The 23,138-nt window shown below is 71.2% G+C and carries 20 protein-coding genes; 12 read left to right on the top strand and 8 right to left on the bottom strand.

Annotated elements, in window-relative coordinates; genetic code table 11:
• Positions 1-13: 13 nt before the first annotated feature.
• The 3 genes from ABZ441_RS22710 to ABZ441_RS22720 all read left to right on the top strand — a co-directional run bounded on the left by ABZ441_RS22710 (position 14) and on the right by ABZ441_RS22720 (position 1,949).
• On the top strand, positions 14-193 hold the full coding sequence (locus ABZ441_RS22710; protein WP_358977160.1) for a hypothetical protein: 180 nt from the start codon (positions 14-16) through the stop codon (positions 191-193).
• Positions 190-537, top strand: coding sequence for a hypothetical protein (locus tag ABZ441_RS22715; protein ID WP_358977163.1), 348 nt, complete (start codon positions 190-192; stop codon positions 535-537). Before ABZ441_RS22710 ends, ABZ441_RS22715 begins: the two co-directional genes overlap by 4 nt.
• 290 nt (positions 538-827) lie before the next feature.
• Complete coding sequence (locus tag ABZ441_RS22720; protein ID WP_358977166.1) at positions 828-1,949, top strand: AI-2E family transporter; 1,122 nt, start codon at positions 828-830, stop codon at positions 1,947-1,949.
• Positions 1,950-2,142: 193 nt separating this feature from the next.
• On the opposite strand, the gene ABZ441_RS22725 is transcribed toward ABZ441_RS22720, so the two are convergent.
• From ABZ441_RS22725 to ABZ441_RS22750, 6 genes are all read right to left on the bottom strand, one after another.
• The gene (locus ABZ441_RS22725; RefSeq protein ID WP_358977169.1) at positions 2,143-3,639 is read right to left on the bottom strand and encodes a DUF6056 family protein; all 1,497 of its coding nucleotides are present in this window, start codon (positions 3,637-3,639) and stop codon (positions 2,143-2,145) included.
• 74 nt (positions 3,640-3,713) lie between these two features.
• Positions 3,714-5,210, bottom strand: a complete 1,497-nt coding sequence (locus tag ABZ441_RS22730; protein WP_358977172.1) for a glycosyltransferase — start codon at positions 5,208-5,210, stop codon at positions 3,714-3,716.
• A 309-nt stretch (positions 5,211-5,519) separates the two neighbouring features.
• Entirely contained in the window at positions 5,520-5,867 is a 348-nt protein-coding gene (locus ABZ441_RS22735) for a VOC family protein (protein ID WP_358977175.1), read from the bottom strand.
• Between the two features lie 165 nt (positions 5,868-6,032).
• On the bottom strand, positions 6,033-8,099 hold the full coding sequence (locus ABZ441_RS22740) for an iron ABC transporter permease (RefSeq protein WP_358977178.1): 2,067 nt from the start codon (positions 8,097-8,099) through the stop codon (positions 6,033-6,035).
• A 6-nt stretch (positions 8,100-8,105) separates the two neighbouring features.
• The gene (locus tag ABZ441_RS22745) at positions 8,106-9,086 is read right to left on the bottom strand and encodes an iron-siderophore ABC transporter substrate-binding protein (protein WP_358977181.1); all 981 of its coding nucleotides are present in this window, start codon (positions 9,084-9,086) and stop codon (positions 8,106-8,108) included.
• Positions 9,083-9,982, bottom strand: a complete 900-nt coding sequence (locus ABZ441_RS22750) for an ABC transporter ATP-binding protein (RefSeq protein ID WP_358977184.1) — start codon at positions 9,980-9,982, stop codon at positions 9,083-9,085. Before ABZ441_RS22750 ends, ABZ441_RS22745 begins: the two co-directional genes overlap by 4 nt.
• A 499-nt stretch (positions 9,983-10,481) precedes the next feature.
• Here ABZ441_RS22750 and ABZ441_RS22755 point away from each other — a divergent pair, with 499 nt between their 5' ends.
• From ABZ441_RS22755 to ABZ441_RS22765, 3 genes are all read left to right on the top strand, one after another.
• Positions 10,482-12,311, top strand: coding sequence for an ABC transporter ATP-binding protein (locus tag ABZ441_RS22755; protein ID WP_358977187.1), 1,830 nt, complete (start codon positions 10,482-10,484; stop codon positions 12,309-12,311).
• Positions 12,312-12,473: 162 nt separating this feature from the next.
• Entirely contained in the window at positions 12,474-14,174 is a 1,701-nt protein-coding gene (locus tag ABZ441_RS22760; protein WP_358977189.1) for an ABC transporter ATP-binding protein, read from the top strand.
• Positions 14,175-14,631: 457 nt separating this feature from the next.
• The gene (locus ABZ441_RS22765; RefSeq protein ID WP_358977192.1) at positions 14,632-15,294 is read left to right on the top strand and encodes a lysophospholipid acyltransferase family protein; all 663 of its coding nucleotides are present in this window, start codon (positions 14,632-14,634) and stop codon (positions 15,292-15,294) included.
• A 70-nt stretch (positions 15,295-15,364) separates the two neighbouring features.
• Here ABZ441_RS22765 and ABZ441_RS22770 read toward each other — a convergent pair whose 3' ends face one another.
• Positions 15,365-16,159, bottom strand: coding sequence for an AraC family transcriptional regulator (locus ABZ441_RS22770; protein ID WP_358977195.1), 795 nt, complete (start codon positions 16,157-16,159; stop codon positions 15,365-15,367).
• Positions 16,160-16,229: 70 nt separating this feature from the next.
• On the opposite strand from ABZ441_RS22770, the gene ABZ441_RS22775 reads away from it, so the two are divergent.
• The 5 genes from ABZ441_RS22775 to ABZ441_RS22795 all read left to right on the top strand — a co-directional run bounded on the left by ABZ441_RS22775 (position 16,230) and on the right by ABZ441_RS22795 (position 21,352).
• Complete coding sequence (locus ABZ441_RS22775; RefSeq protein WP_358977198.1) at positions 16,230-17,048, top strand: phytanoyl-CoA dioxygenase family protein; 819 nt, start codon at positions 16,230-16,232, stop codon at positions 17,046-17,048.
• A complete protein-coding gene (locus ABZ441_RS22780; protein WP_358977202.1) occupies positions 17,045-17,335 on the top strand; it encodes a hypothetical protein in 291 nt (96 codons plus the stop codon). The genes ABZ441_RS22775 and ABZ441_RS22780 overlap by 4 nt, the downstream gene beginning before the upstream one ends.
• Before the next feature lie 306 nt (positions 17,336-17,641).
• A complete protein-coding gene (locus ABZ441_RS22785) occupies positions 17,642-18,403 on the top strand; it encodes an IclR family transcriptional regulator (RefSeq protein ID WP_358977205.1) in 762 nt (253 codons plus the stop codon).
• Between the two features lie 466 nt (positions 18,404-18,869).
• On the top strand, positions 18,870-20,249 hold the full coding sequence (locus tag ABZ441_RS22790) for an alpha-amylase family protein (protein ID WP_358977208.1): 1,380 nt from the start codon (positions 18,870-18,872) through the stop codon (positions 20,247-20,249).
• Positions 20,250-20,383: 134 nt separating this feature from the next.
• Positions 20,384-21,352: an adenosine kinase gene (locus ABZ441_RS22795; protein ID WP_358977210.1), complete on the top strand. Its 969-nt coding sequence runs from the start codon at positions 20,384-20,386 to the stop codon at positions 21,350-21,352.
• Here the strand turns inward: ABZ441_RS22795 and ABZ441_RS22800 are convergent.
• Positions 21,334-21,954 (bottom strand): dihydrofolate reductase family protein, encoded by a 621-nt coding sequence (locus tag ABZ441_RS22800; RefSeq protein WP_358977213.1) that lies wholly within the window; start codon positions 21,952-21,954, stop codon positions 21,334-21,336. The two genes, ABZ441_RS22795 and ABZ441_RS22800, sit on opposite strands and share 19 nt — an antisense overlap.
• A gap of 221 nt (positions 21,955-22,175) precedes the next feature.
• Between ABZ441_RS22800 and ABZ441_RS22805 the strand changes: the two genes are divergently transcribed.
• Positions 22,176-23,066: an endo alpha-1,4 polygalactosaminidase gene (locus ABZ441_RS22805; RefSeq protein ID WP_358977216.1), complete on the top strand. Its 891-nt coding sequence runs from the start codon at positions 22,176-22,178 to the stop codon at positions 23,064-23,066.
• Positions 23,067-23,138: the final 72 nt, after the last annotated feature.

Below are 23,138 nucleotides of genomic sequence, written 5' to 3' on the forward strand. Positions count from 1 at the left end.
CTCCCGGATCGACGTGCTCCTCGAGATCCATGCTCCCGTCACAGCGGAACTCCAGGAGCTCGGCGAACAAGTCCGCCGACGCGTGCTCCGTCGGGTCCACGACCGGCTGTGGATGGTCCTGACGAGCATCGACATCCGGATCACCGATCTGACCGATGCGACCGACGAGCCCGAGGAAGGCCGCAGCCGATGACGCGGAACGCCGAACACAGGGCGCTCACCGACGAGGTCGCCGAGGCAGTGCTGGCCGTGGAGGGCGTGGCCTTCCTCAAACCGGGGGTGGCCCGGCAACTGCGCACCGCGCTGGCGCCCACCGCGGAGTCCGCGAGTGTGCGCACCAGCGGTCTGAGGATGAAGCGGAAGAACAGCGACTCCCCCTGGAACGTGGACGTCCAGATCGTCTCCCTGCGCGAGGCCCGGGCCGTGGATGTCGCCAGGGCCACCCGCCTGGCGGTCGAGGCATGCCTGGCGGCGATGTGCCCCGAGGTGCCGACGGCTCAGGCCCGCATCACCGTGACCGTCACCGGCTTGCTCTGATTCGCCTCCCTCGGTGCCACACCGTCACCCTCCGACCTGCGGCGTGGCACCGAGTCGTCGGGCGCCGCCGGGCGGTCCGTGTCGCCGCTCCGCGCCGCCTGCCTTTCACGGCCGCTGGAGTCCGTGGGGGCGCTGAGCCACCAGGACCGCGACTCGTCCGGAGGGGGCGGAGAGCTCGTCGGGGCGGCGGAGAAGCGGGATGGAACGGTCACCTGCGACCGCGGGCCGTCCCGCTGTGCCGGGGCGGGAGTGGTCCGGGAGAGTCACCGGTGGCTAATAGGGTGACCCGCATGTCTGTCACGCTGAGCTCCACCAAGACACGCGCCGCACTCCGCACTTCGGCGCGTGTCTCAGGCGAGTTGCTTCTCGTCCTTGTCATGGCTGCGGTGGCGGTGTGGCTGATGGGTCGCATGTGGTCGGTCATCTGGCCGCTCATAGTGGGCCTGCTGCTCACCACGCTGACGTGGCCCGCCGCGCGCTTCCTGCGCCGACGCGGATGGCCTCCGGCCCTCGCGGCCTCGCTCGTGACCGTGCTCTTCCTCCTGATCGCCGCAGGAGCTGTGGCGCTGATCGCGGTACCGGTGGCCTCCCAGTCCGGGGAGCTTGCCGACGGCGTGGTCGAGGGCATCCAGCAGGTGCGGGAATGGGCTTCGGGGCCGCCGCTCAACATCGGCGACGACCAGATCACCGGTGCTTTCGATTCCGCGACAACTCGCATCCAGGACAGTGTCGGCAGCATGGTCACCACGGTCGTCACCGGCGTGAGCACCGTGGTCAACGGTGTGGTCACCGCCGTCCTGGCGGTCTTCCTGATGTTCTTCATGCTCAAGGACGGCCCCCGCTTCCTCCCGTGGCTGGCGCGTCAGCTGCCCGGCCGGCTCGCCGGTGACGTACCCGCCGTGGCCGAGCGCGGCTGGGCGACCCTGGGCGAGTTCGTGCGTTCCCAGGCGTACGTCGGTCTTCTCGACGCCGTCCTCATCGGCCTGGGTCTGTGGATCGTAGGAGTGCCGCTGGTGCTGCCGCTGGCGGTGCTGACCTTCGTGTCGGCGTTCGTGCCCATCGTGGGAGCGCTGTTCGCCGGCTTCGTCGCCGTCCTCATCGCCCTGGTGTCGAACGGACCGACCGACGCGCTGATCATCCTGGCCGTCATCGTCGTGGTGCAGCAGCTGGAGGGCAACGTGTTCCAGCCGATGATCCAGAGTCGCGGGCTCGGCCTGCACGCCGCGGTGGTCCTGCTGGCGGTGACGCTGGGCGGGAGTCTGGCCGGGATCGTGGGCAGCCTGCTCGCCGTCCCCGTCGCCGCGCTTGTCGGGGTGGTCTGGAACTACATGCGCGAGCAGCTCAGCGAGCCGTTGCCGTTGCCGGAGCCGGAGTCCTCGCCGGTGACGGGTGTCGGGGGCTCTCCTTCCTGAGGCCGCCCGCGCCCGCGGCCCGGTCGCCGCATCGCCGGCCCCTTTCCCGCACAGACGCTGATGACGCCGCTGGGATGGGGGAGCGGACGGGATGAGCCGTGCGGAGCTTGATCAACGCAAGGATGGCGACAGGCACTGAGGAGACCGTCGGGCCAGGCGGCAACCCGGCCCACCGCAGCACGGAACGTCCGGCCTACCTCCGGCCGGGGGACAGGGTGGCGTCCGTGATGCGGTCGATCCGGTAGTAGTCGGCGACGCAGCCGCCCGGCCAGTAGGAGATTTCCCGCCTGCTGAACGGCTCCAGCATCTGGCTGATCACGAGCCGCTCGTACGGAAGGACTTGGGCACCGGTGCTCGCCCCCGTGCGCATCCGCCGGTCCTGGGCATCCCATTTCCCGGCCCGCGCACGCATGTTCGCGTCGAGGTCGAGCAACGTGACGGCCTGGCCGAAGCAGACCACGACGCAGAGCACCCCGCACGCGGTCTTCAGGAGACCGGTCCGCCGCGCACGCCGCCGGGCCGCCACCCCCAGCAGCGCACCCAGGCCGACGAGCAGGGCCACGTACACCAGGAGGTAATCGTTCCAGACCCGGTTCGAGCTGGGAGCACTCACCCGATCCTGGAACACCGGATACGCGATGACCGTGCAGAGGTAGCCGGACACGAGGAGCGCGGCTACGCAGGCGCAGGCCGTCAGCGGCCACCGGGAGGGCAGGACGACCGCACTCCGGTCCGGACGCCGGGCCAGCAGCCCCAGGAGCACGCCCACTCCGACCGCTCCGGCGTACTGCCCGTTGGTGACCACGCTGAGAGCGATCTCCGCGAACCCACGCAGCGAGGCCGCGAGATTCTCCGGCGCGATCAACGACGTCGTACCCGCCCCGAACCGTTCCCGCCGGGTGTGCGAGCCGGGCGAGGTGATCAGGACGAGCATCCCGGCCGTGACGCCGGTGACACCCGCCGCGCACCAGAGGCGGAGGAAGCGCACGGACGGACCGGCGGTGCCGCGGCCGCTGAGAAGGAGGGCGGTGACCAGCAGCACCGCCACGACGATCGCGGTCTCCTCCGACAGGGTGCCGATGGCCAGACCGGCGCAGAGCACGAGAGCGACGGCCGCACCTCTGCTCCGGCGCGAGCGAGCCGTCAGGAACGGGATCAGCGCGGCGCAGGCCAGCACCGGTGGCATCGTGTGCGAGACCGATGCGGCCGGCCAGTAGAACGTCTTGTACGTGTTGGGGGTGGCGAACAGGAAGAGGGCGGTCGCCATGCCCGCCACCAGCAGCGGCAGCCCGCGCGGCACGGTGAGCCGCCCGCGTCGCAGCGCGGCCACCGTCGCCCCCCACAGCACTGCGAGCGTGAGCACACCGCTGACCAGGCCGAACCACTGGTGGCCCGCGACCTGGAACTCGGCGTAGGCGCCGACCAGCACCGCGTTGGTGACCCGGCCGTTGTCTTCGAAGTAGAACCGGCTGACGAGACCGGTGACGCCGTCGTCCCGCACCACGGGCAGGAAGCACCAGTCGTCCGCCCCTGGCCGGACCCACCGGCCGAACCACACTGCCGCGGCCAGCAGAACGAGGGGTGGCAGGGAGAGCGCGGTCACCCAGAGCGAGGTCCGCGAGCGCGGCCGGGTGGCGTGTTCCGGCCGCGGCGGTACGCCCTGCGGGCCCTCGACGTCATTCCGTCGCACGGCGCCCGGGCGCTCCGCCGCCGTGTGCGGAGGGTCAGGGACCGCGGAGTCCGGTGTGTGGCCGGACACCGCGCTCACCGGCGGTTCTCGGAGGACGGGAGGGGGTGCGCGGGGACAGGCACGCCGACCGCGCGTTCAGTTGGCTGTCGGGCGACCCCGGCTGCCACGGCCGACGTGGCTGCCCCGGACGACGCGGATGCCTGGGGACGGCCCGACAGGATGGCCCACCGGGCGAGCAGGAAGGAGACCGGGGTGACGAGGACACCGGCGACGAGAGCGGCCAGGTTCTTGTCCACGCCGAGAGCAGTGACAGCCCCGTAGAGGAGGGTTCCCGATGCCACGAGATTGACGATGCTCGACACGGGATAACGCAGGAACGCGTGCCAGGTCGGCTTCGTCCGGCAGGTGACGTAGGAGTTCAGCAGGAACGAACACACGATACCGACCCCGTACCCGAGGACATGCGCCGTCAGATAGGGAATCCATCGGTTCAGAACGGCGTACACCGCGAAGTAGACGGCTGTGTTCACACACCCCACCAGGACGAAACTGCCGAACTGGCGCGCGGTGCCGGGCCGCACGGGGGCGAGCTCGTGCAGCTCCGGGGTGACCGGGGGAGGAGGGCGGTGCGACGGCGCCGGACAGTTCCCGTCGGTCTCCCGCACCACGTACGGCGGGCGGTGCTTCGCCTCCTGGTAGATGCGCCCCACATATTCGCCGATGACCCCGAGAGTGACCAGCTGAATGCCACCGAGGGCCACCACGGCGGTCAGCAGAGTGGCGTAACCGGGCGTGTCGGCGCCGTGCAGGACGACGGTCACCACGGTCCACACCGCGTACGCCAGCGCCGACAGGAACACCCACAGGCCGGTGTAGATGGCCAGGCGGAGCGGACGGTTGTTGAAGGACAGGAGCCCGTCGATGCCGTAGTTCAGCAGCCGCCTGTTTCCCCATTTCGACCGGCCGGCCACGCGTTCGCTGTTGCGGTAGCGGAAGCTGACCGTGTCGAAGCCGATCCAGGAGAAGATCCCCTTCGAGAATCGGTTGCTCTCCGGCAGGGACAGGACGCTCTCCACCGCCCGCCGGGACAGCAGGCGGAAGTCACCCGATCCGTCGAGGAGCTCCACGTCCACGCAGCGGCGGACGACCGCGTAATACGCGTGGCTCAGTGTGCTGCGGACCAGGCCCTCACCCGAGCGGTCGCGGCGTGGGATGACCTGGTCGTAGCCGTGCCGGTGCAGTTCGAGCATGCGGGGGATGAGCTCGGGTGGGTGCTGGAGGTCGGCGTCCATGATCACCACGGCGTCACCCCGCGACATGCGGAGACCGGCGAGTATCGCGGCTTCCTTGCCGAAGTTCCGGCTGAACGCCGTGTAGTGGGTCCGTTCGTCCTGCGCCGCGAAGGAGCTGAGGAGCAGGCGTGTGCGGTCGAGACTGCCGTCGTCCACGTAACAGATCTCGAAGGTCTCTCCCAGCCCCTCCAGGACGGCGACCAGAGCCGCGTGGAAGGACCCGATGCCCTCGGCTTCGTTGAAGCAGGGCACGACGACCGACAGCTGGAGGTCGGTCACGCGACACCTCCGGACGTCCCCGTCCCGGGACCTCGATTGCGGATCGCTCAGTTCCACCACCCCTCGCCCATCCAAGGCCGCGGCCCCTCTCCATCCGCTCCGAACGCGCGGACCGCCGCACTCTTTCGCACGAACGGCGGACCGGTGGGGCGAATGCAGTGCGCGGGATGGGTGGGGGAACGGTTCGTCGAGCCTGCACCGATACGGAAACACCCTGGCAGGGTGCGCCCGCTCGGGCTCACGCCCGGCGGCTGAGGGCCGGGGCCGCAGCGACGCCGAAGCGGACAGGACCGCGTCCGTCGAACAGGGTCATCGGTGGCTCAGCACATTGACGACCCGGCCGTCGGGGTCACGGACGAAGAACCGGCGTACGCCCCACTCCTCGTCCCGCAAGGGGTGCACGATCTCCGCGCCGCTCTCGCGGAGCACGGCATAGGCCGCATCCACGTCGTCGACCTCCACGCTCATGTCCGGCACCACCGGTGCGGTCATGTCATGGCTCATGAAGGTGACCTGCGCCGTGGGACTGGCGGGAGACGCCATCGTCATGACCCATCCGTGGTTCATGAACTCCTCGAACCCGAGGAGTTCGTAGAAGTCCCGGCACTCCTCCATGGCCTCCGAACGGAAGTCGGGCACGACCCTGCGGACGGACACGGGAGACTCCTTCTGACGGGTGCGCGTGTACGTGGCTGATTCTCTCCGGAGAGGCGCCGCGCCGAGCCCGTCGCAACGCGCCTCGGAGCAGGGTTCCCCGTGACTGGTGCCCGGCGGGCGAGGCGGGCACCACGGGTACGGCGACGGGCCGGGCCCCGCCCGGTGTCAGCGCCGTGTGCGGACCAGCAGGTAGACGAAGTACGGCGCACCGATGACGGCCGTCATCAGGCCGGCGCCGAGCTGCGCCGGTGCGATGACCGTGCGCCCTGCCAGATCCGCCAGGCAGACCAGGAGCCCTCCGAGGAGGACGGCGACCGGCACCACCCGTACATGCCGTCGCCCCACGAGGGCGCGCGCCGCGTGCGGGGCGACCAGCCCGACGAAGGCGATCGTCCCCGCCGCAGCCACCGCGGTCGCGGCGAGCAGGACGGACACCACGAGGAAGCCGAGACGCGCCCGGGGCAGACCGAGGCCGAGGAGCCTCGGGGTGTCCTCGTCGAGCGCGACGAGGTCCAGCTCCCGGCGGCGTGTCACCGCCACGACGATGCCGATGGCGAGCACGACGGCGACCGGCACCGCATCGGGCATGGTCCGCCCGTACGTCGAGCCCGACAGCCAGGTAAGGGCCTTCGTGGTGTCGAACGGGTCGCTGAGCACGATGACCAGGCTGATCAGCGCGGCCGCGGCGGAGGACACCCCGAATCCCAGCAGGACCAGCCTGTTCTGACGGAACCCACCCCGCGCGGCCAGTCCGAAGACGAGCGTCGCGGTGACCGCCGCCCCGCCGAACGCCGCCCCCGCGACCTCCCACGAGCCGGGGGACTGCGCGGTGGTGACCAGGAGGACCGCGCCGAGACCGGCGCCTCCGGAGACCCCCAGGATGCCCGGTTCCGCGAGCGGGTTGCGGGTCACCGCCTGCACCAGGGTGCCGGAGAGGGCGAGTGCGGCACCGGCGAGGAGCGCGGCCGTCACCCGGGGCACCCGCGTGTCGAGGACGAAGGTGACGATCCGGCCCGCGCGGCCCTGGGCCCAGTTCACGACGTCACCGAGCAGCAGCTTCGAGTCGCCGAGGAGAACGGCCGCGAGCAGCACCCCCACGAGGACGACGGCGAGCACGGCCACGGTGACGAGGAACGCCCTCCGCCCCGGGATCCGCAGACGGTCCGGCGCGTCCGCCGAGGCGGTGTCCCGGGTGCGGAGCGCCATCACGACGAGGAACACTCCGCCGACCAGGGTCGTGACGACGCCGGTCGGCACCTCCACGGCGGTGTCGGCGGGCACGACCGCGCGCAGCACGACGTCCGAGAGGAGGACGAGCGCGGCACCCACGAGACCCGCCACGGGCATGCTCACCCGGGAGCGGACGAGTCCCCGGAACCGACGGGTGAGCGGGCGGACGAGCGCGGGCGCGCAGAGGCCGACGAAGCCGATCGGACCGGCGAGCGTGACCGCCGCCGCGGAGAGCAGCGTGGCCAGCACGACTGTGGTGACCCGGGTCCCGCGGACGGGGACACCCAGCCCCCGAGCGGCGTCGTCGCCCAGGGCCAGAGCGTCGACGCGGCGAGCGACGAGCAGCAGTCCGACCAGGCCGAAGACGATGACCGGTGCCATCTGGACGACGCCGTCGAACCCGTTCTGGCCGATGCTCCCCTGGTTCCACCGGTAGAGCCCCTCGGTCTGCTGCGGGAAGAGGAGCAGCAGAGCATCGGTCACCGCGTTCAGCCCCAGAGCGAGGGCGGTTCCCGCGAGAACCAGGCGGACGGTGCCCTTGCCGAGCCCGGACAGCCCGAGCACGACGGCCGCGGCGGCGAGCCCGCCGACGAACGCGGCGCCCGACGAGGCGAGGAGCGGGAGGGTGGTTCCCGTGACGGCGAGCACCCCGAGCGCCAGGTAGGAGCCGGCGTTCACGGCGAGGGTGTCCGGCGCGGCGAGCACGTTCCGGCTGACCGCCTGGAGGGCGGCGCCGGCCATGCCGAGGGCCAGTCCGACGAGGACGGCGGCGACCATCCTGGGCAGCCGGGACGCGATGACGACGGAGGCGTCCCCGGCGTCGGCGTTGCCTGTGAGGGCGTTCCAGACCTCCGACGCGCCGACATCCGCGGTGCCCTGGGTGATGTCGACGGCGGAGAGGACCATGACCAGCAGCACGAGCGTGGCCGCCACGGGGACCGCGCCCGCCGTGGCCGCGGTGGTGCGGTCACGGCCGACCGCGGTCTTGTCGATGACGGCCACGGCGCGCTACTTCGTCAGCGCGTCGACGAGGGAGTCGATGTACGCCTCCATCGAGCGGGGACCACCGAACATCCAGACGCCGTCGGGCAGCCGGTGCACGTTGCCGTCCTTCACGAAGGGCAGCGACTTCCACACGGCGTTCTTCGCGAGCGGGCCGGTGAACGTGTCACCGTCGGCGTCGTTGGCGACATAGGTGAACTGGACGTCGCCGAGACCGGTGAGGCCTTCGACGTCGGTGGTGGCGAGGCCGTAACTCGCGTCGCCCTTCACCTTCCAGGCGTTCTTCAGGCCGAGCTTCTCGTTGACGGCGCCCAGGAGGGACGTGCCGGTGTAAGCGCGGATGGAGACCTGGTTTGACGCCTCGTAACCGTCGGCGGAGGCGATCTCGGCGCCGCCGAGACCGGCGTCCTCGAGGGCCCTCTTCCCGTCGGAGAGACTCGCCTCGAAGTCCTTCTTGAGGGCGTCCGCCTCGGTCTCCTTGCCCGTGGCCTTCGCTATGAGGTCGACGCTCTCCGTCATGGAGCCGATCTGGTCGGCGCCGTCGGCGGCCGTCAGTTCCAGGACGGGCGCGACCTTGCGGAGCTGCTTCACGACGGCCGGGGCGAGGTCGGTGGTGGCGACCACGAGGTCGGGTGCGAGCGCGGCGACGGTGTCGATGCTCGGCTCGCCGCGGGTGCCGATGTCCTTGGGGTCACCGGTGAGCGGGGCCGCGGTGTTCCACGCGGTGTAGCCCTTCACGTCGGCGACGCCCACGGGGGTGACCCCGAGGGCGACCAGGTCCTCCACCACGTTCCACTCGGTGGCGACGACCTTCGTGGCGGGACCGTCGAGGGTCACCTTCGTGCCCTTGGCGTCGGTGAGGGTGATCTTCCCTGCGGGCTTCTTCGAAGCCGCGGCGTCGTCGGAGGACGGCTCCGTGGTCCCGCAGGCTGCCAGGGAAAGGGCGGCGACGGCGACGGTGGCCGTGGCGAGGAGGTGGCGTCTCATGAGGAGGTGCTGAGCCTTTCGGATCTGGAGTGGTGGCGGCCGATCGCGCGGGTGCGCAGCCTGCCGGTGGAGGGGTCGGTGCCCACGTCGATGCGGATGCCGTAGACGTCCGACAGGAGTTCCGGCGTGAACACGTCCTCGGGCACACCGTCGGCGACGATGCGTCCGGCGTGCAGCAGGGCCACGCGGTCGGCGACGGCCGCGGCCTGGTCGAGGTCGTGGAGGACGACGCCCACGGCGATCCCGTGGTCGTCGGCGAGATCGCGTATCAGGTCGAGGAGTTCGACCTGGTAACGGAGATCGAGGTAGGTGGTCGGCTCGTCGAGGAGCAGCACTCCTGTCTCCTGTGCGAGACAGCTCGCGAGCCACACGCGCTGGAGCTGTCCGCCGGAGAGCTGTTCGACACCACGGCCGGCGAGGTCCTCCACGCCGGTGAGGCCGAGCGCCCGGTCCACCGCGGCGGTGCCGCGCGGGTCCGGCCGGCCCCAACGGCCCCGGTAGGGGTAGCGGCCGAAGTCGACGACGTCCCGGACGGTCAGTCCGCCCGGCGTGGACCGGGACTGCGTCAGGAGCGCGACGCGCCGCGCGAACTCGCGGGCGCCGAGCGCGAAGCCGTCGGTGGCCTCATCCGTTCCCGCATCGACCGTGAGCGAGCCGTGGCGCGCCGTCTGGAGCCGGGCGAGCGTGCGCAACAGCGTCGACTTCCCGCTGCCGTTGGGTCCCACGAGTGCGGTCACCTCGGCGGGCCGCAGGGTGATGCCCGCAGCGTGGACGACGTCGACCCGGCCGTACGCCACGGTCACCCCCTCGGCGGTCAGCCCATGGCCACGCGCACGGGGCACACCGGCAGCCACGGGGGCAGCCACAGCACTGGAAGTGCTCTCACCAGCTCTCATGACCTTAGGTTAGCCTGCCCTTAGAAGCTGGTCGACGCTGCCCTCCCGTAACGGGGAGGTCAGGCTCCCGTGTGGGGGTGATGACGCCCGGTCGGGGCTCGGACCAGGCGTTCGAGGCCCTCGGCGTGCCTGCTCCGGTCGATACGGATGTCGTCGGCCGAGCGCTCGGGGAAGCCAGGGACAGTGGGTGCGGCGCAGCCGGCTCCGGCGCCCGGACAGGGCGACCCGCGCGGGTTGGTCTCGGGGCGGGGGCTGACGAACCTTCAGTGAAGTGAGGCTAACCTGAGTGCGCAACAAGGCGTCGGGGCCTCCGTCTTGGAGCAGCCGCTTTCTTCGGCGTACTTACCCGGCCCCCGGTTCCCCCGCGTCCTCCGGCGGATTACCCACACGATGGGAGCGACATGTCACAGGTTCCGCCTGACGGCGCACCACCTGCGTCACACCGCAGGCCCTCTGCCCTTACCGCCCTGCCCCGACGCCGGCCGGAAGCGGGCCCTCGGTGAGCGGCACCGACACCCGCCTCGCCCCGGCCACCCTGCGCACGGCGGCGGGCGGCGAGTCCGGCCGGTGGCTCGCCGCGCGGTGTCGTGAGGCGCCGTGGCTCACGACAGCCACCGTGCTCGCCACGGTGGCCGGGGCGGCCCTCCAGGTGATTCCGGTGCTCCTGCTCGGCCGGGTGGTCGACGGCGTGGTCCAGGGCGACGGGCACTCGGTCCTGGTCACCACCGGGGCTCTTATGATGGCGGCCGCGCTGCTCGGCGCGGCGGCCACCGCGATGTCGACCTACCTGATCGGGCGGCTGGGTGCGGAGCTGCTCGCACAGTTGCGGGAGGCTGCCGTCCGGGCGGTTCTGGGGATGCCGAGCGCAAGAGTCGAGCAGGTCGGCAGGGGTGACGTGCTGTCCCGGGTCGGCGACGACGTGGCCGTGCTGTCCAGGGGCATCCGCACGGCCGTCCCCACGGTGTTCACGGCAGGCGTGCTGGTCGCCATCGCCACGGCCGGCATGTTCGGACTCGACTGGCGGCTCGGCCTGGCGGGTGCCGGCGCGCTGCCCGCCTACGCCCTGGCCCTGCGCTGGTATCTGCCCCGGTCGGCCCCGCTCTACCGGCGACAGCGGACGGCCCAGGGCGACCGGGCGCAGGTGTTGATCAGCGGTCTGAACGGGATCGACACCGTCCGGGCGTACCGACTCGAGGGGTACTTCCGCGAGCAGGTCACGGCCAGGTCGTGGCGCGTACGTGATCTCGGCATCGACGTCTTCCGCATCTTCGGCCGGTTCGTAGGCAGGGAGAACCGGGCCGAGTTCATCGGGCTCGTCCTGATTCTCGTGGTGGGGTACGCCCTGTTGGAGACCGGCGCCGCGACCCTGGGCGAGGTGTCGGCGGCGCCGCTCATGTTCCACCGGCTGTTCACTCCGCTGGGAGCCATCATGTTCACCTTCGACGAGGCGCAGAAATCGGGCGCGAGCCTTACCCGGTTGGTCGGGGTGCTGGGGGAGCCCGCAGAGGTCCGGCTGGTGGGCGACACCTCGGTGGCGCCTGCGGACGCCACCGAGTACCCGGTGAAGGTGGAGGGGCTCACCTTCCGCTATCCCGGCTCCGAGGAACCGGTTCTCCGGGACGTCAGCCTGACGATCCCGGCCGGCGGTTCGCTCGCCCTGGTGGGCGCGTCAGGCGCGGGCAAGTCGACCCTGGCCGCGCTGATCGCGGGCATCGGCGCCCCGCAGGCCGGTTCGGTGCGTGTCGGGCCGGTGGACCTCGCCGATCTCGACGAGGCCGGCGCGCGGGCCCTGGTGAGCATTCTGACGCAGGAGACGTACGTGTTCTCCGGGCCGCTCGCGGACGATCTGCGGCTGGCCGCGCCGCAGGCGACCGATGCCGAACTGACGGACGCGCTGCGGACGGTCGGCGCCGATCAGTGGGCCGACGCACTCCCCGACGGCCTGGACACCGTGGTCGGCGAGGGCGGTCAGCGCCTGGACACCACGAAGGTCGCCCAGATCGCCCTGGCCCGGCTGGTGCTGAACCGGGCACCGGTGGTGGTGCTCGACGAGTCGACGGCGGAGGCGGGCAGCGAGGGCGCCGCCGAACTGGAGAGGTCCGTGCGGGCCGCGTGCGCGGGCCGGACCACGCTGTTCGTGGCGCACCGGCTGACCCAGGCGACGGCGGCGGACAGGATCGCCGTGCTGGACGCGGGACGCCTGGTGGAGGAGGGAACCCATGAGGAACTGGTGGCCCGAGGCGGACCGTACGCGCGCCTGTGGCGTGCCTGGCGCGAGGGCAGCGAGACTCCGCCGGGCTCGGGCCGGTCCAACTCTCCTACGCTGTGAGGACGATGTGTCCTCGATGACGGATGCCACCGCTCGCTCCGCCCCGCCGTCCCGCACGCCCCCGGACGGCCCCCGCGGGCGGACGGAGGCCGCTGCGAAGCGGTCCTGCGATCCGAGACCCGCTCACCCCGCGAACCCCGGAAGCGACTGCCGGCGACTCTGATGACGACTCCTTATCCGCAGCGGCCCCGCCAGGGGGCCGACATCCTCCGGACCGCACTGCGCCGCAACGTCGGTGCCATGACCCGGGGCACCGTCCTGATGGGCCTCTACCAGGCGGGTGAGACCGCCTTCCCCATCGCGCTCGGCCTGATCGTCGAGCACTCCCTGCAGGAGCGCAGCCTCGGCTCGCTCGGCCTGTCCATCGGTGCGCTCGCCGTGATCATCACGACCGTGTCCCTGTCGTGGCGGTTCGGCATGCGCGTCCTGCAGGAGGCCAACACGACGGAGGCGCACCGCTGGCGGGTGCGGGTCGCGGCCTGCGGACTCCAGCCGGTGGCCGGGGACGTCGCTCTGAAGTCCGGCGAGGTGCTGACCATCGCGACCGAGGACGCCGACCAGACCGCCGACATCATCGAGGTGGTGCCGCTGCTGATCAGCTCGCTGGTCGCGGTGCTCGTCGCGGCGGTCGCGCTGGGCCTGGCCGACATCCGGCTCGGCCTGCTGGTCATCGTGGGAACCGTCGCGATCCTCTCGGTCCTGAGCGTGATGTCCAAGCGGATCGGCACCGGCACCAGGGAACAGCAGGCCCGCGTGGCACGGGCCGGCGCCAAGGTCGCCGACCTGATCACCGGCCTGCGCCCGCTGCACGGCTTCGGCGGCAACCATGCCGCGTTCACGTCCTACCGCGCGGTCAGTACGGACGCGAAGCACCAGGCGGTCACCGTCGCCAAGGTGAACGGCGCGTACGCGGGTACCGCACTGGCCCTCAACGCGGCCCTGGCCGCCGCCGTCACGCTGACGGCGGGCTCGCTCGCCTTCGACTACCGGATCACGATCGGGGAACTCGTCATGGCCGTGGGACTGGCGCAGTTCGTCATGGAACCGCTCAAGCTGTTCTCGGAGATGCCGAAGTACGTGATGACGGCGCGCGCGTCAGCCGAGCGCATGGCGCTGGTCCTGTCCGCCCCGCAGATGTCGGCACCGGGGCGGGGCCGCCCCTCCGGGGGCGGGGACCTGGAGATCGACTGCGTGCGTCACGGGTCCCTGCGCGAGTTGAAGTTCCACGTGACCGCGGGCGAGTTCGTGGCGATCGCCGCCTACCAGCCGCGAGCGGCGGCCGACCTCGCGTCGATCCTGGCCGTGAACGTTCCGCCCCACGCCTACGGGGGAGCGGTACGGGTCGGCGGGCAGGAGATCGCGGACCTGGCGATCGAGGCGGTCCGCGAGCACATGCTGGTGAACCCGTACGACGCGGAGATCTTCGCAGGCACCCTCCGTACGAACATCGACCCGTCGGGCACCGGCCGGGCGGTCCCCGAGGCCGTTGAGGCGTCCATGCTGACCGACGTCGTGGCCCTCCACCGCGAAGGACTCGACCACAGCGTCCGCGACCGCGGCGCCAATCTCTCCGGGGGACAGCGCCAACGGCTGTCCCTCGCCCGCGCCCTCGCCGCCGACACCGACGTGCTGGTTCTCCACGACCCGACCACAGCTGTCGACGCGGTCACCGAACAGCTCATCGCCCGCAATCTCGCCAAGATGCGCCGGGGCCGCACCACCGTCGTGATCACCAGCAGTCCTGCCGTCCTGGATGCCGCCGACAGGGTGCTCGTCCTCGACGACGGCGTCATCACCACCGAGGGCACCCACCGCACCCTCCTTGCCACCGACGAGGCCTACTGTCGTGCGGTGGCGCGGTGAACGGCCCCGACGGAACGGCCACGGAGGCCTCACGCCAAGCCGTCGGCGATCCGGAGCGGTTCAAGCCGGGGAGGCGGTGACCCGGGGGCCGGGCTTCATGCTTCCCTCAGAAGGCAAACCGGGCGCGAACGGTCTTGCCGGGGGCCTGCACCGCGGGTCGGGGTCAGCCGGGTGGCGAGGTGGCGGTCCCATGTGCCGGCCGAACCCTCCGCTGCCACCGTCGAGTTCAGGAGTGCGCTCGCGCGGGCGGACCGGGCTCGGGTCACTCACCGCTGTCGGAGCTGTCGCCCCGGACGAGGGGTGCCGTGCGGTGTGACGACTCAAAGGATCGTCCGGTCGTTCGTGCGGTTTCACCCCATCTGCGGGTACGCCGACTGAGTACGGGCACTCAGGCCCGCGGCGCACTCACGGACCACGATGGGGGTCACCACTTTCCGAGTCCGGGAGTACGTGTCGCATGCTCAGTCGCCTCGCCCATGCCCTGGTACCCGCCGTCGGTCGGCTGACGGTCACCACCGACAGCGGTGCCGCCTTCGCGCAGGGGAGCATCATCGCCGCGAACCACAGCTCCCTGGCCGACCCCGCCGTGGTCCTCGCGGCCCTGCGCCGCCTCGGCGTCGAGCCGGCCGTCCTGGCCGCTGCGGGTCTCTGGCGCATCCCCCTGCTGGGCCGTGCGCTGGCCCGTGAGGGACACATCCCCGTGCACCGGCACGACGAACGCGCCGGTGACGCCCTCGACGGCGCCGCCGAAGCCCTCGCCCGGGGCCGCCTCGTCCTGATCTACGGCGAGGGCGGCATCCCGCTCCGCAAGGACGCGGGAGAGGCCGCCCCGGAAGCCTTCCGCAGCGGACTGGCCCGACTCGTGCACCGGACCGGGGCCCCCGTCATTCCCCTGGGGCAGGCCGGCTCCCGCCGTATCACGTCGGGCAGTTGGGCCAAGCAGATCGCGGGCCTGGGCACCGCCCCGCTGCGAAGGCCCGGCCTCCATGTCCACGTGGGGGCGCCGATCACGCTGAAGGGCGACCTGCCTGACCGCACCGTCCACGCCCGTGCGGCGGTGACCGCTGCGTGGCGGGAGGCGGCCGAGCGTCTCGGCGAGCCCATCACCCTCGCCGCGTGACGGCGGGACAGCGGCGGAGAGCTGCCCACGGCCGGTACGCTCCGGGCAACTCGGACGAGGCGTCGTCGCGTCACCTCGGCGGGTCGCTCCGGCCGGGCAGCATCCGGCCGCGGATCGCGCGTGGGGACCCGCCGAGTTCGCGGTGGCACGCCTTGTTGAAGGCCTGGAGGTCGCTGATGCCCACCGAGCAGGCGATCGCCTGAATCGACATCGTCGACTCACGCAGCAGGTGATCGGCGTGGTCCAGGCGGCGATGCCGGATGTAGGCCGCAACGGTCGAGCCGGTCTCGGCGCGGAAGAGGCGCGTCAGATGGCTGTGGGAGACGCCGCTGCGCCGGGCGATCTCCGGGACCGTCAGCGGGGCGGCGAGATTGGCCTCGATGTGAGCCATGGCCGAGGCGACCGCTCCGTGTGCGCCGCCCGGACGCTCACGTCCGGCAAGCCGAGCGACCCGCCACAGCACCGTCCACATTTCGGCCGTCGCCTGGGCCGGTGCCCCCGGCATGGCGGCGAGCGCCCGGCGCAACAGCCCCGAGACGACCGGGGCCTCCGTTCCGGCGTCCTGCATGACGGGTACCCGGTGACACTCTCCGGCGTCCGGCACCTGCAGATGCGCGTACAGGTGTTCCGACCGGCCGCGGTAGTCGAAGGTCGCCTCGGTGCCGGGCGGGATCAGGCTCACCCGGCCTGGCGCGATGGCATGCCGCCCGCCGCCGACGGTGAGGTGTCCGGTGTACCCGTACAGGTGCAACTGCCACAGGTCAGGCAGCCGGAAGACGTCACGCAGACCGCTGACGCCGTGTACGCCGACTCCGATGTTCACCACGACGGGAGGTTCGGCCAGGGACAGCGAAACCCGATCCATGACGAAAATCTACCAGTGGAGGGCGAACAGAACCCATGTCCTGACCGCAGCGTGATCCTACGGTTGGCACATGACGACCAGAGCACACCTTCTGACTTCGGTCCAGGTCGCACGCTTCGTCGCGAGCGGATCCCTGCGCATGGACGCAGTGGTGCCGCCCGAGATGAACGAGCGGGCGGTGGGGGTCCTGGACGCGGGGATACCTCCGGTGCCCCACGGGACGCCGCTCGCCGAGGCGTTCCCCCCAGGATCCTTCGCACAGCGGCTCACCTCGCTGCCGGCCGTGGCCGGCGCGATCCGGAGCCTCGTGGGTCCTGAACCGACCGTCGACCACCACGCCGTCCACGTACGCGAACCGCACCAGGGCTTCGCCCAGCCGCTGCACGGCGACGCCATCATCGACGTCCGCCCGGACGCCTTCGACATCCAGCTCATGTACTACCCGCACGAGGTCACCGCGGACATGGGCGGCACCCTGAGCGTGCCCGGCAGCCACCTGCGCCGTACCAACGAGACCGACACGGGCCGCTACCAGAACCTTCGGGGCCAGACCCGGCTCGTGTGCCCGGCCGGTACGGTCGTCCTCCTCCACCACGGCATCTGGCACGGCGGGCGCCGGAACGACAGCGACGTGCCCCGGTACATGTTCAAGATCCGGTTCAACCCGACGGTTCCGCAGGTCCGGCTCTGGAACACCGACGACCTCGGCGCCCCGCAGGTGGAGAGCGAACTCCGGGCCGGCTTCGGCTGGTACGAGGCGGCCGCCGGCCGTCTGGAGGTCCACAACCGGGTTCTCCTCTGGCGGGCGCTCACCGGCGACGACACCTTCGACATCGACTACTGGGTCACGCGGGTCACCAACCGGCCGGCCCTGGGGAGGCACGCATGAGACAGCAGGTCCTGATCCTCTTCCTGGCCAACTCGGCGCTCGACGCGGACGTGGTCGGCTGGTCGGCCTACGACGGCACCGGCCGGACCCGTCCGACCACGGGCGACGGCGACGAGCCGCCCTACGAGACCGGCCTGGACGCCCTGATGGACGGCTGGCGCCTGATCCAGGCCTCCCAGCTGATCCCGCCGCATCCAGGACATGAGTACGACACCTCCTTCCTCAAGCACGAGTTCATCTTCGAGAAACTGCACCAGGACCCCGCGGCGGAGGAGGTCTGGTCGTAGAAGGGCGGGTCGTGCGACGGGGCCCCGCGGTACTGGGGCGCCCCGTCGCACAAGTGGGACCTGCCACCGTGGAAGACACCGGAGGTGCCTGCGAGACGGGCCGGAATCGACAGCGGCGGAGGCCGGGGGCGGCGACCCGGCTGCGGCCGTTCACGGACAGCATGTTGCCCAGGAACGAAGCGAGTTCGGCTTTCCCGGACCGAACGCGTCGTGGACGGCGGCTTTCACGGCGTCGGCAGGCTCCGGGATCATGGGTACCGGCGCCGCACCACGAACACGGCCCCATGACGCGAAGGAGAGGTCCCCGTGGCCGACCCCAGGAACTACATCATCGAGTCGTTGGACACCGGGCTGCGGCTCATGCGGCTCTTCCTCACCCATGACACCCTGTCGGTCACCGACGCGGCACGTGAGCTGGAAGTGGCCCGCTCCACCGCGCACCGCGTGCTCAGCACCCTCGAGTCGCGCGGCTTCGCGACCCGCGACACCTCGGGCCGGGGCTACTCCGCAGGACCCGAGCTGGTCACGCTGGGCCGCCCGGCCGGATACGCCCCCGGGATCAGGGCCCGGCTCCAGGTGGTGCTCGACGCGGCCGCGGCGGCGACCGGGGAGACGATCAGTGCCGCCGCCCTGATCGGCGACCAGGTGATCATCACGGACGGCCGTGAGTCGCCGCACCCCGTACGCTCCGTACTGGAGACCGGCCGTGCGCACCCCGCGCACGCCACCTCGGCGGGCAAGGTCCTGCTCGCCCAGCTGACCACCGATCAGGTATGCGCCCTCTACCCGGAGGAGCGGCTGCCCGGAGTCACCGGCCGCACCCAGACCTTTCGTACCGCGCTGCTCTCCGAACTCGCCGGTGTCCGTGCTCTGGGCCGGGCCGAGAGTGCCGGCGAGTCGGTGCGCGGGATGAACGCCGTGGCGGTGCCGCTCGCCGGCAGCAGTTGGCGCGACAGGCTCGCCCTGATGGCGACCATGCCGGCGGACCGTGGCGGCGAATCCGAGCTGGCCCGGCACGCCGTGGCACTGCGGAGTGCGGCGGGGCTGCTGCCGGCCCCGCCCGCCTGACCCGTGGCCAGGCGCATCCGCCGCGTCCACCTCTGCCTTCACCGCACCCGAGGAAGAACCGCTCGACGGGCACGCGTCCTCGCTCCCTCCGGGCAGACGGCCGGCCGGACTCGATGCGGGCGCCGTTCCCGCCGGCCCCTCCTCCGAGGCCGGCGTCGCAGTGACGTTCGACGTGATGGGTCCGACCTCTCCCCGTCACAGGTCCGGCCGCTCTCGCGCTACCCCCTGTGCGACTGCCGACGAGCCGTGCGGCATGGGCGGGCGCTCCGTGGCCACCTCCGACGGCCCACCGGGTGAGAGGAGTTGGCGGGAACACCGGGCTTGCGCAAAAGTCTGGAAGAACTTGCAGAGATCCTTGACGACAGCACATGCGGAGCGGCAGGCTCCCAACCGTTCCCCCCACGGCAGCCCGGCGCGTGGCTGTCTTCGAGGGCACAGCCGTGCCCTGTCGTCGAAGGAGCCGCACATGCAGCACCGATCCCGCCTGATCGGCGGAACACTGGCCGGCGTCATGACCGTCGCCGGACTCGCCACGCTCGCCCCCTGGCAGTCACAGGCGACACCGCCGGGCGAGAGGACCGTCACCGTCACCATGTTCGAACGGCCGTACGCGGAAGTGGCGTCCGCCTGCACCGGCGGGCTCGGCCCCGCAGGCTACGGCTACGTACAGGTGTCACCCGCCACCGAGCACATCCAGGGCGACCAGTGGTGGACCTCGTACCAGCCGGTCAGCTACAGGATCGCGGGCCGCCTGGGTGACCGCGACGCGTTCGCCTCCATGGTGGAGGCCTGTCACGCCGCAGGCGTCAAGGTCATCGCCGACGCCGTCGTCAACCACATGGCCGCCGGTTCCGGGACGGGCACGGGCGGAACGGCCTACACGAAGTACGACTACCCCGGCTACTTCCAGGATGCGGACTTCCACACCTGCCGCACCGACATCAAGGACTACGCGAACCGCGGCGACGTACAGAACTGCGAACTGGTGGGGCTGTCCGACCTGGACACCGGGAAGGACGAGGTCCGCTCCACCATCGCCGCGTACCTCGACGACCTGCGGTCCATGGGAGTCGACGGCTTCCGCATAGACGCGGCCAAGCACATGGCCGCCGACGATGTCGCCGCCATCAAGGGGAAGATGAGCGATCCGGGATTCTGGGTGTCGGAGGTCATCCACGGGGGCGGCGAAGCCGTGCAGCCCGAGGAGTACGCGGGTATCGGTGACGTGGACGAATTCCGGTACGGGGGACACCTCAGGAGTGCCTTCCAGGGCGGCGGCCTCGATCAGCTGAGGTCCGTCGCCGAGGGCAAGCTGAGCAGCGCCTCGGCGCGTACGTTCGTCGACAACTGGGACACCGAACGCAACGGGTCGACGCTGACCTACAAGGACGGCGCGGCGTACACCCTCGCCAACGTCTTCATGCTCGCCTCACCGTACGGTTCCCCGAACGTGTACTCCGGCTACGAGTGGTCCGACAAGGACGCCGGACCGCCGAGCGGCGCCGACGGCTGGACGGACACACACGCTCAGCAGGCGATCACCGGACTGGTCGGTTTCCGCAACGAGGTGGGCCCGGCCGAGCTGACCGACTGGTGGGACAACGGCGGGAGCGCGATCGCCTTCGGCCGTGGTGACAAGGGATTCGTCGCCGTCAACAACGGGGAAGGTGCCCTCGCCGAGACCTTCGCGACCTCCCTGCCCGGTGGCACGTACTGCAACGTCGCCGCGGCGGCGCCGGACGACTGCGACGCCGACACCGTCACGGTCGGCTCCGACGGCACCCTCCAGGCGGAGGTGCCGGCCCGCGCAGCACTGGCCCTGCACACCGGAGCCCGGACGGACTGACACAGGACCCGGACACACCCCACACGGACGACGGCGCGCAGGACGGGCACGCTCTGCCCTGCGCGCCGTGGCCGGACCGGGCCCCGGAACCGGAGCCCCGCCACCATCCCCGAACCGAAAGGCGCGACCAGTTCATGCGCAAGGCGACCGACGTTCTCGTGCTGGGTGGTGCGGGGGTGGACACCATCGTCCATGTCCCCGAACTGCCGTTGCCCTTCGCCGACAGCTACATGATCCGGCCAGGCATCGAGACCCGCGCGGGACAGAGCGGGGACTTCGTCGCGCTCGGGCTCCACTCCCTCGGCCTGCGTACGCACCACCTCGACATGATCGGCGACGACCACGAGGGCGACCTCGTCCGCGCCTTCCACCGTGACCGCGGCATCCCGCTGACGGAGGTCCTCCTGCCCGGCGGCACCAGACGCGCGGTCAACCTCGTCGGTCCTGACGGGCGACGGCTGTCCCTCTACGACGCCGCCCGGTCCGGCGACGCGGACCGCTTCGAGGAGTCGACGGTGCGCGAGCTCGCCGCAGGCGCACGCCATGCCCACGTCGTCATCACGCATCCGTGCGCCGACACCCTGCCGGTGCTCCGCGAGGCCGGTGTGACCATCTCCACGGACCTGCACAACTGGGACGGCATCGACCCCTACCACGAAGCGTTCGCCCTCCACGCGGACCTGGTGTTCCTGTCCACCACCGCACTGTCCGATCCCGAACGCACCATGCGTGACATCGCGGCACGGGGACGGGCCCGCATCGTCGTCGCGACCGCGGGTGCCGAGGGGGCCTACCTGCTGTACGACGGCGATGTGACGCACACACCCGCCGTCACACCTCCCGCTCCGGTGGTGGACTCCAACGGTGCCGGCGACGCCTTCGCCTCCGCGTTCGTCCTCGGCCTGCTGAACGGCGAACACCCCGGACGCTGCGCTCTGTACGGGACCGTGGCCGGCGCCCACGCCTGCACCGTCTCCGCAACGCGTACCGACGCCATCGGCCGGGAGGAGCTTTTGGCCAGGGTCACCGGGATCGAGAGCGAGCGGACGGCGGACCTGGGGGAGGACACCCAAGGGCCCTTCCCTCAGCGCAGCACGCGATAGGTCACGTGGGTCACGGACTCCGCTGCTCGCGACTCCACCTGCTCAAGGTCCAGGGGTGGCACCCCGGCGAAGAGCCGTGTGCCGACGCCGAGGGTGAACGGCACGATGTGCAGCCGCAGTTCGTCGATCAAGCCTGCCGCCAGGTACTGGTTGACGGTCGTCGCACCCCCGTGGACCGACACGTAGCGGTCCCCGGCCGCCGCGCGGGCCTGCCGCAGCGCGGATTCGATGCCGTCGGTGACGAAGTGGAACGTGGTGCCGCCATCCATCGGCTGTGGACTGCGCGGGTGGTGGGTGAGCACGAAGACCGGTGTGTGGTACGGCGGATCATCGCCCCACCAGCCCTTCCACTGCCGGTCCCATGCGCCGCGTACGGGGCCGAACATGTTGCGTCCCATGATGAAGGCGCCGACCGTGGCCAGGCGGTCGAGCTCGGCCTGCCGCCGCTCGGGGGTCTCGAACATCCAGGCGTGCAGTCTGCCGCCCCACCCATCGCTCGCATCGTCACCGAACGGGCGCTGCTCGGTCTGGTCGAGACCGGCCGCGTATCCGTCGACGGAAACCGAGAGGTCGCAGATCACCTTGCTCGGACGCTCTGTCACTGTGCCGTCCTCATCGTGGGGCCTTCGGCCGCCCTCGCGGTGGGCCGCCGATCCGTTCACTGCCGATGTGTTCACTATCGAAGGCGAGCCGTCCCGGGCGCGCGAACTCGCCGCTTCGAAAGAATGTCGGAACCGGCCGACCCGGCGGCCCGGCCTCCAGGCCGGTGAAGGAAGATGAGCAATGGATCTTCCTTCCGGATCCCTGACACCTGGAGACAAGAGTGACCGGCCGCGCCCCTTCCCTGTTCTTCCGACGCAGGCGCGTGGTCGCCGGTGTGGCGACGGGCCTCGCCTCCGCCCTCGCGGTGGGCGTGCTGGCGGGCTGCTCCGCCGAGGGCGGAGACTCCGGCGCCGCCGGACTTCCGCACCGGACCAGGGCCGCCGAGGTTCTTCTGCCGACGGCCGGCATGGTGTTCGACTATCAGATCGGCGGCGGCTACACGCCGCCCGACGGGGTGCGGGCGGTGTCCCGCGACCGCGAGGACGAGCCGGTACCCGGCCAGTACAACGTCTGCTACGTCAACGCCTTCCAGGTCCAGCCCGGCGCACTGGACTGGTGGAAGGACACCCACCCGGACCTCCTGCTGCACGACGGTGAGGGGGAACTGATCATCGACGAGGGGTGGGGCGAAGCTCTCCTGGACACCTCCACGGCCGACCGGCGCACCCAACTCGCGGAGATCGTCGGGGAGTGGATCGACGGCTGCGCGAAGAACGGTTTCCAGGCGGTGGAGCCGGACAACCTCGACTCCTTCGAACGGTCGAAGGGCGAGCTCACGCAGGAGCACAACGCCGCGTTCGCGCAGGCACTTGCCGCGCGTGCCCACCGCGACGGCCTGGCGATCGGCCAGAAGAACACCACCGACCTGCTCGACCGGCATGCCGCGATCGGATTCGACTTCGCGGTGACCGAGGAATGCGCGCAGTACGACGAATGCGATGCGTACGCCGACGCGTACGACGACCGTGTGTTCGCGATCGAATACGAGGGAGAGGGCGATGTGGGCTTCGACGAGAGCTGTGCCGCCTGGGGCGACAGGATCTCCCTCGTCCTGCGCGACCTCGATGTGCTCCCCGCCGGTGAGAAGGGGCATGTGTTCCGGACCTGCTGACTCCGGCACCCGCGCACCGTAGGGCCCCGGGCGCGCCCGATCCGACCCGAGGTGTTGGGCGGAGCTCCTGAC

The sequence above is a fragment of the Streptomyces sp. NPDC005752 genome (assembly GCF_040630715.1).
Classification (GTDB): Bacteria; Actinomycetota; Actinomycetes; order Streptomycetales; family Streptomycetaceae; genus Streptomyces.

Bases quoted from the DNA above. Each gene is read 5' to 3' on its own strand.
- ABZ441_RS22790 (WP_358977208.1), top strand. From the start codon at position 18,870: ATGCAGCACCGATCCCGCCTGATCGGCGGAACACTGGCCGGCGTCATG.
- ABZ441_RS22775 (WP_358977198.1), top strand. From the start codon at position 16,230: ATGACGACCAGAGCACACCTTCTGACTTCGGTCCAGGTCGCACGCTTC.
- ABZ441_RS22780 (WP_358977202.1), top strand. From the start codon at position 17,045: ATGAGACAGCAGGTCCTGATCCTCTTCCTGGCCAACTCGGCGCTCGAC.
- ABZ441_RS22745 (WP_358977181.1), bottom strand. From the start codon at position 9,086: ATGAGACGCCACCTCCTCGCCACGGCCACCGTCGCCGTCGCCGCCCTT.
- ABZ441_RS22795 (WP_358977210.1), top strand. From the start codon at position 20,384: ATGCGCAAGGCGACCGACGTTCTCGTGCTGGGTGGTGCGGGGGTGGAC.
- ABZ441_RS22760 (WP_358977189.1), top strand. From the start codon at position 12,474: ATGACGACTCCTTATCCGCAGCGGCCCCGCCAGGGGGCCGACATCCTC.
- ABZ441_RS22765 (WP_358977192.1), top strand. From the start codon at position 14,632: ATGCTCAGTCGCCTCGCCCATGCCCTGGTACCCGCCGTCGGTCGGCTG.
- ABZ441_RS22750 (WP_358977184.1), bottom strand. From the start codon at position 9,982: ATGAGAGCTGGTGAGAGCACTTCCAGTGCTGTGGCTGCCCCCGTGGCT.
- ABZ441_RS22720 (WP_358977166.1), top strand. From the start codon at position 828: ATGTCTGTCACGCTGAGCTCCACCAAGACACGCGCCGCACTCCGCACT.
- ABZ441_RS22770 (WP_358977195.1), bottom strand. From the start codon at position 16,159: ATGGATCGGGTTTCGCTGTCCCTGGCCGAACCTCCCGTCGTGGTGAAC.
- ABZ441_RS22715 (WP_358977163.1), top strand. From the start codon at position 190: ATGACGCGGAACGCCGAACACAGGGCGCTCACCGACGAGGTCGCCGAG.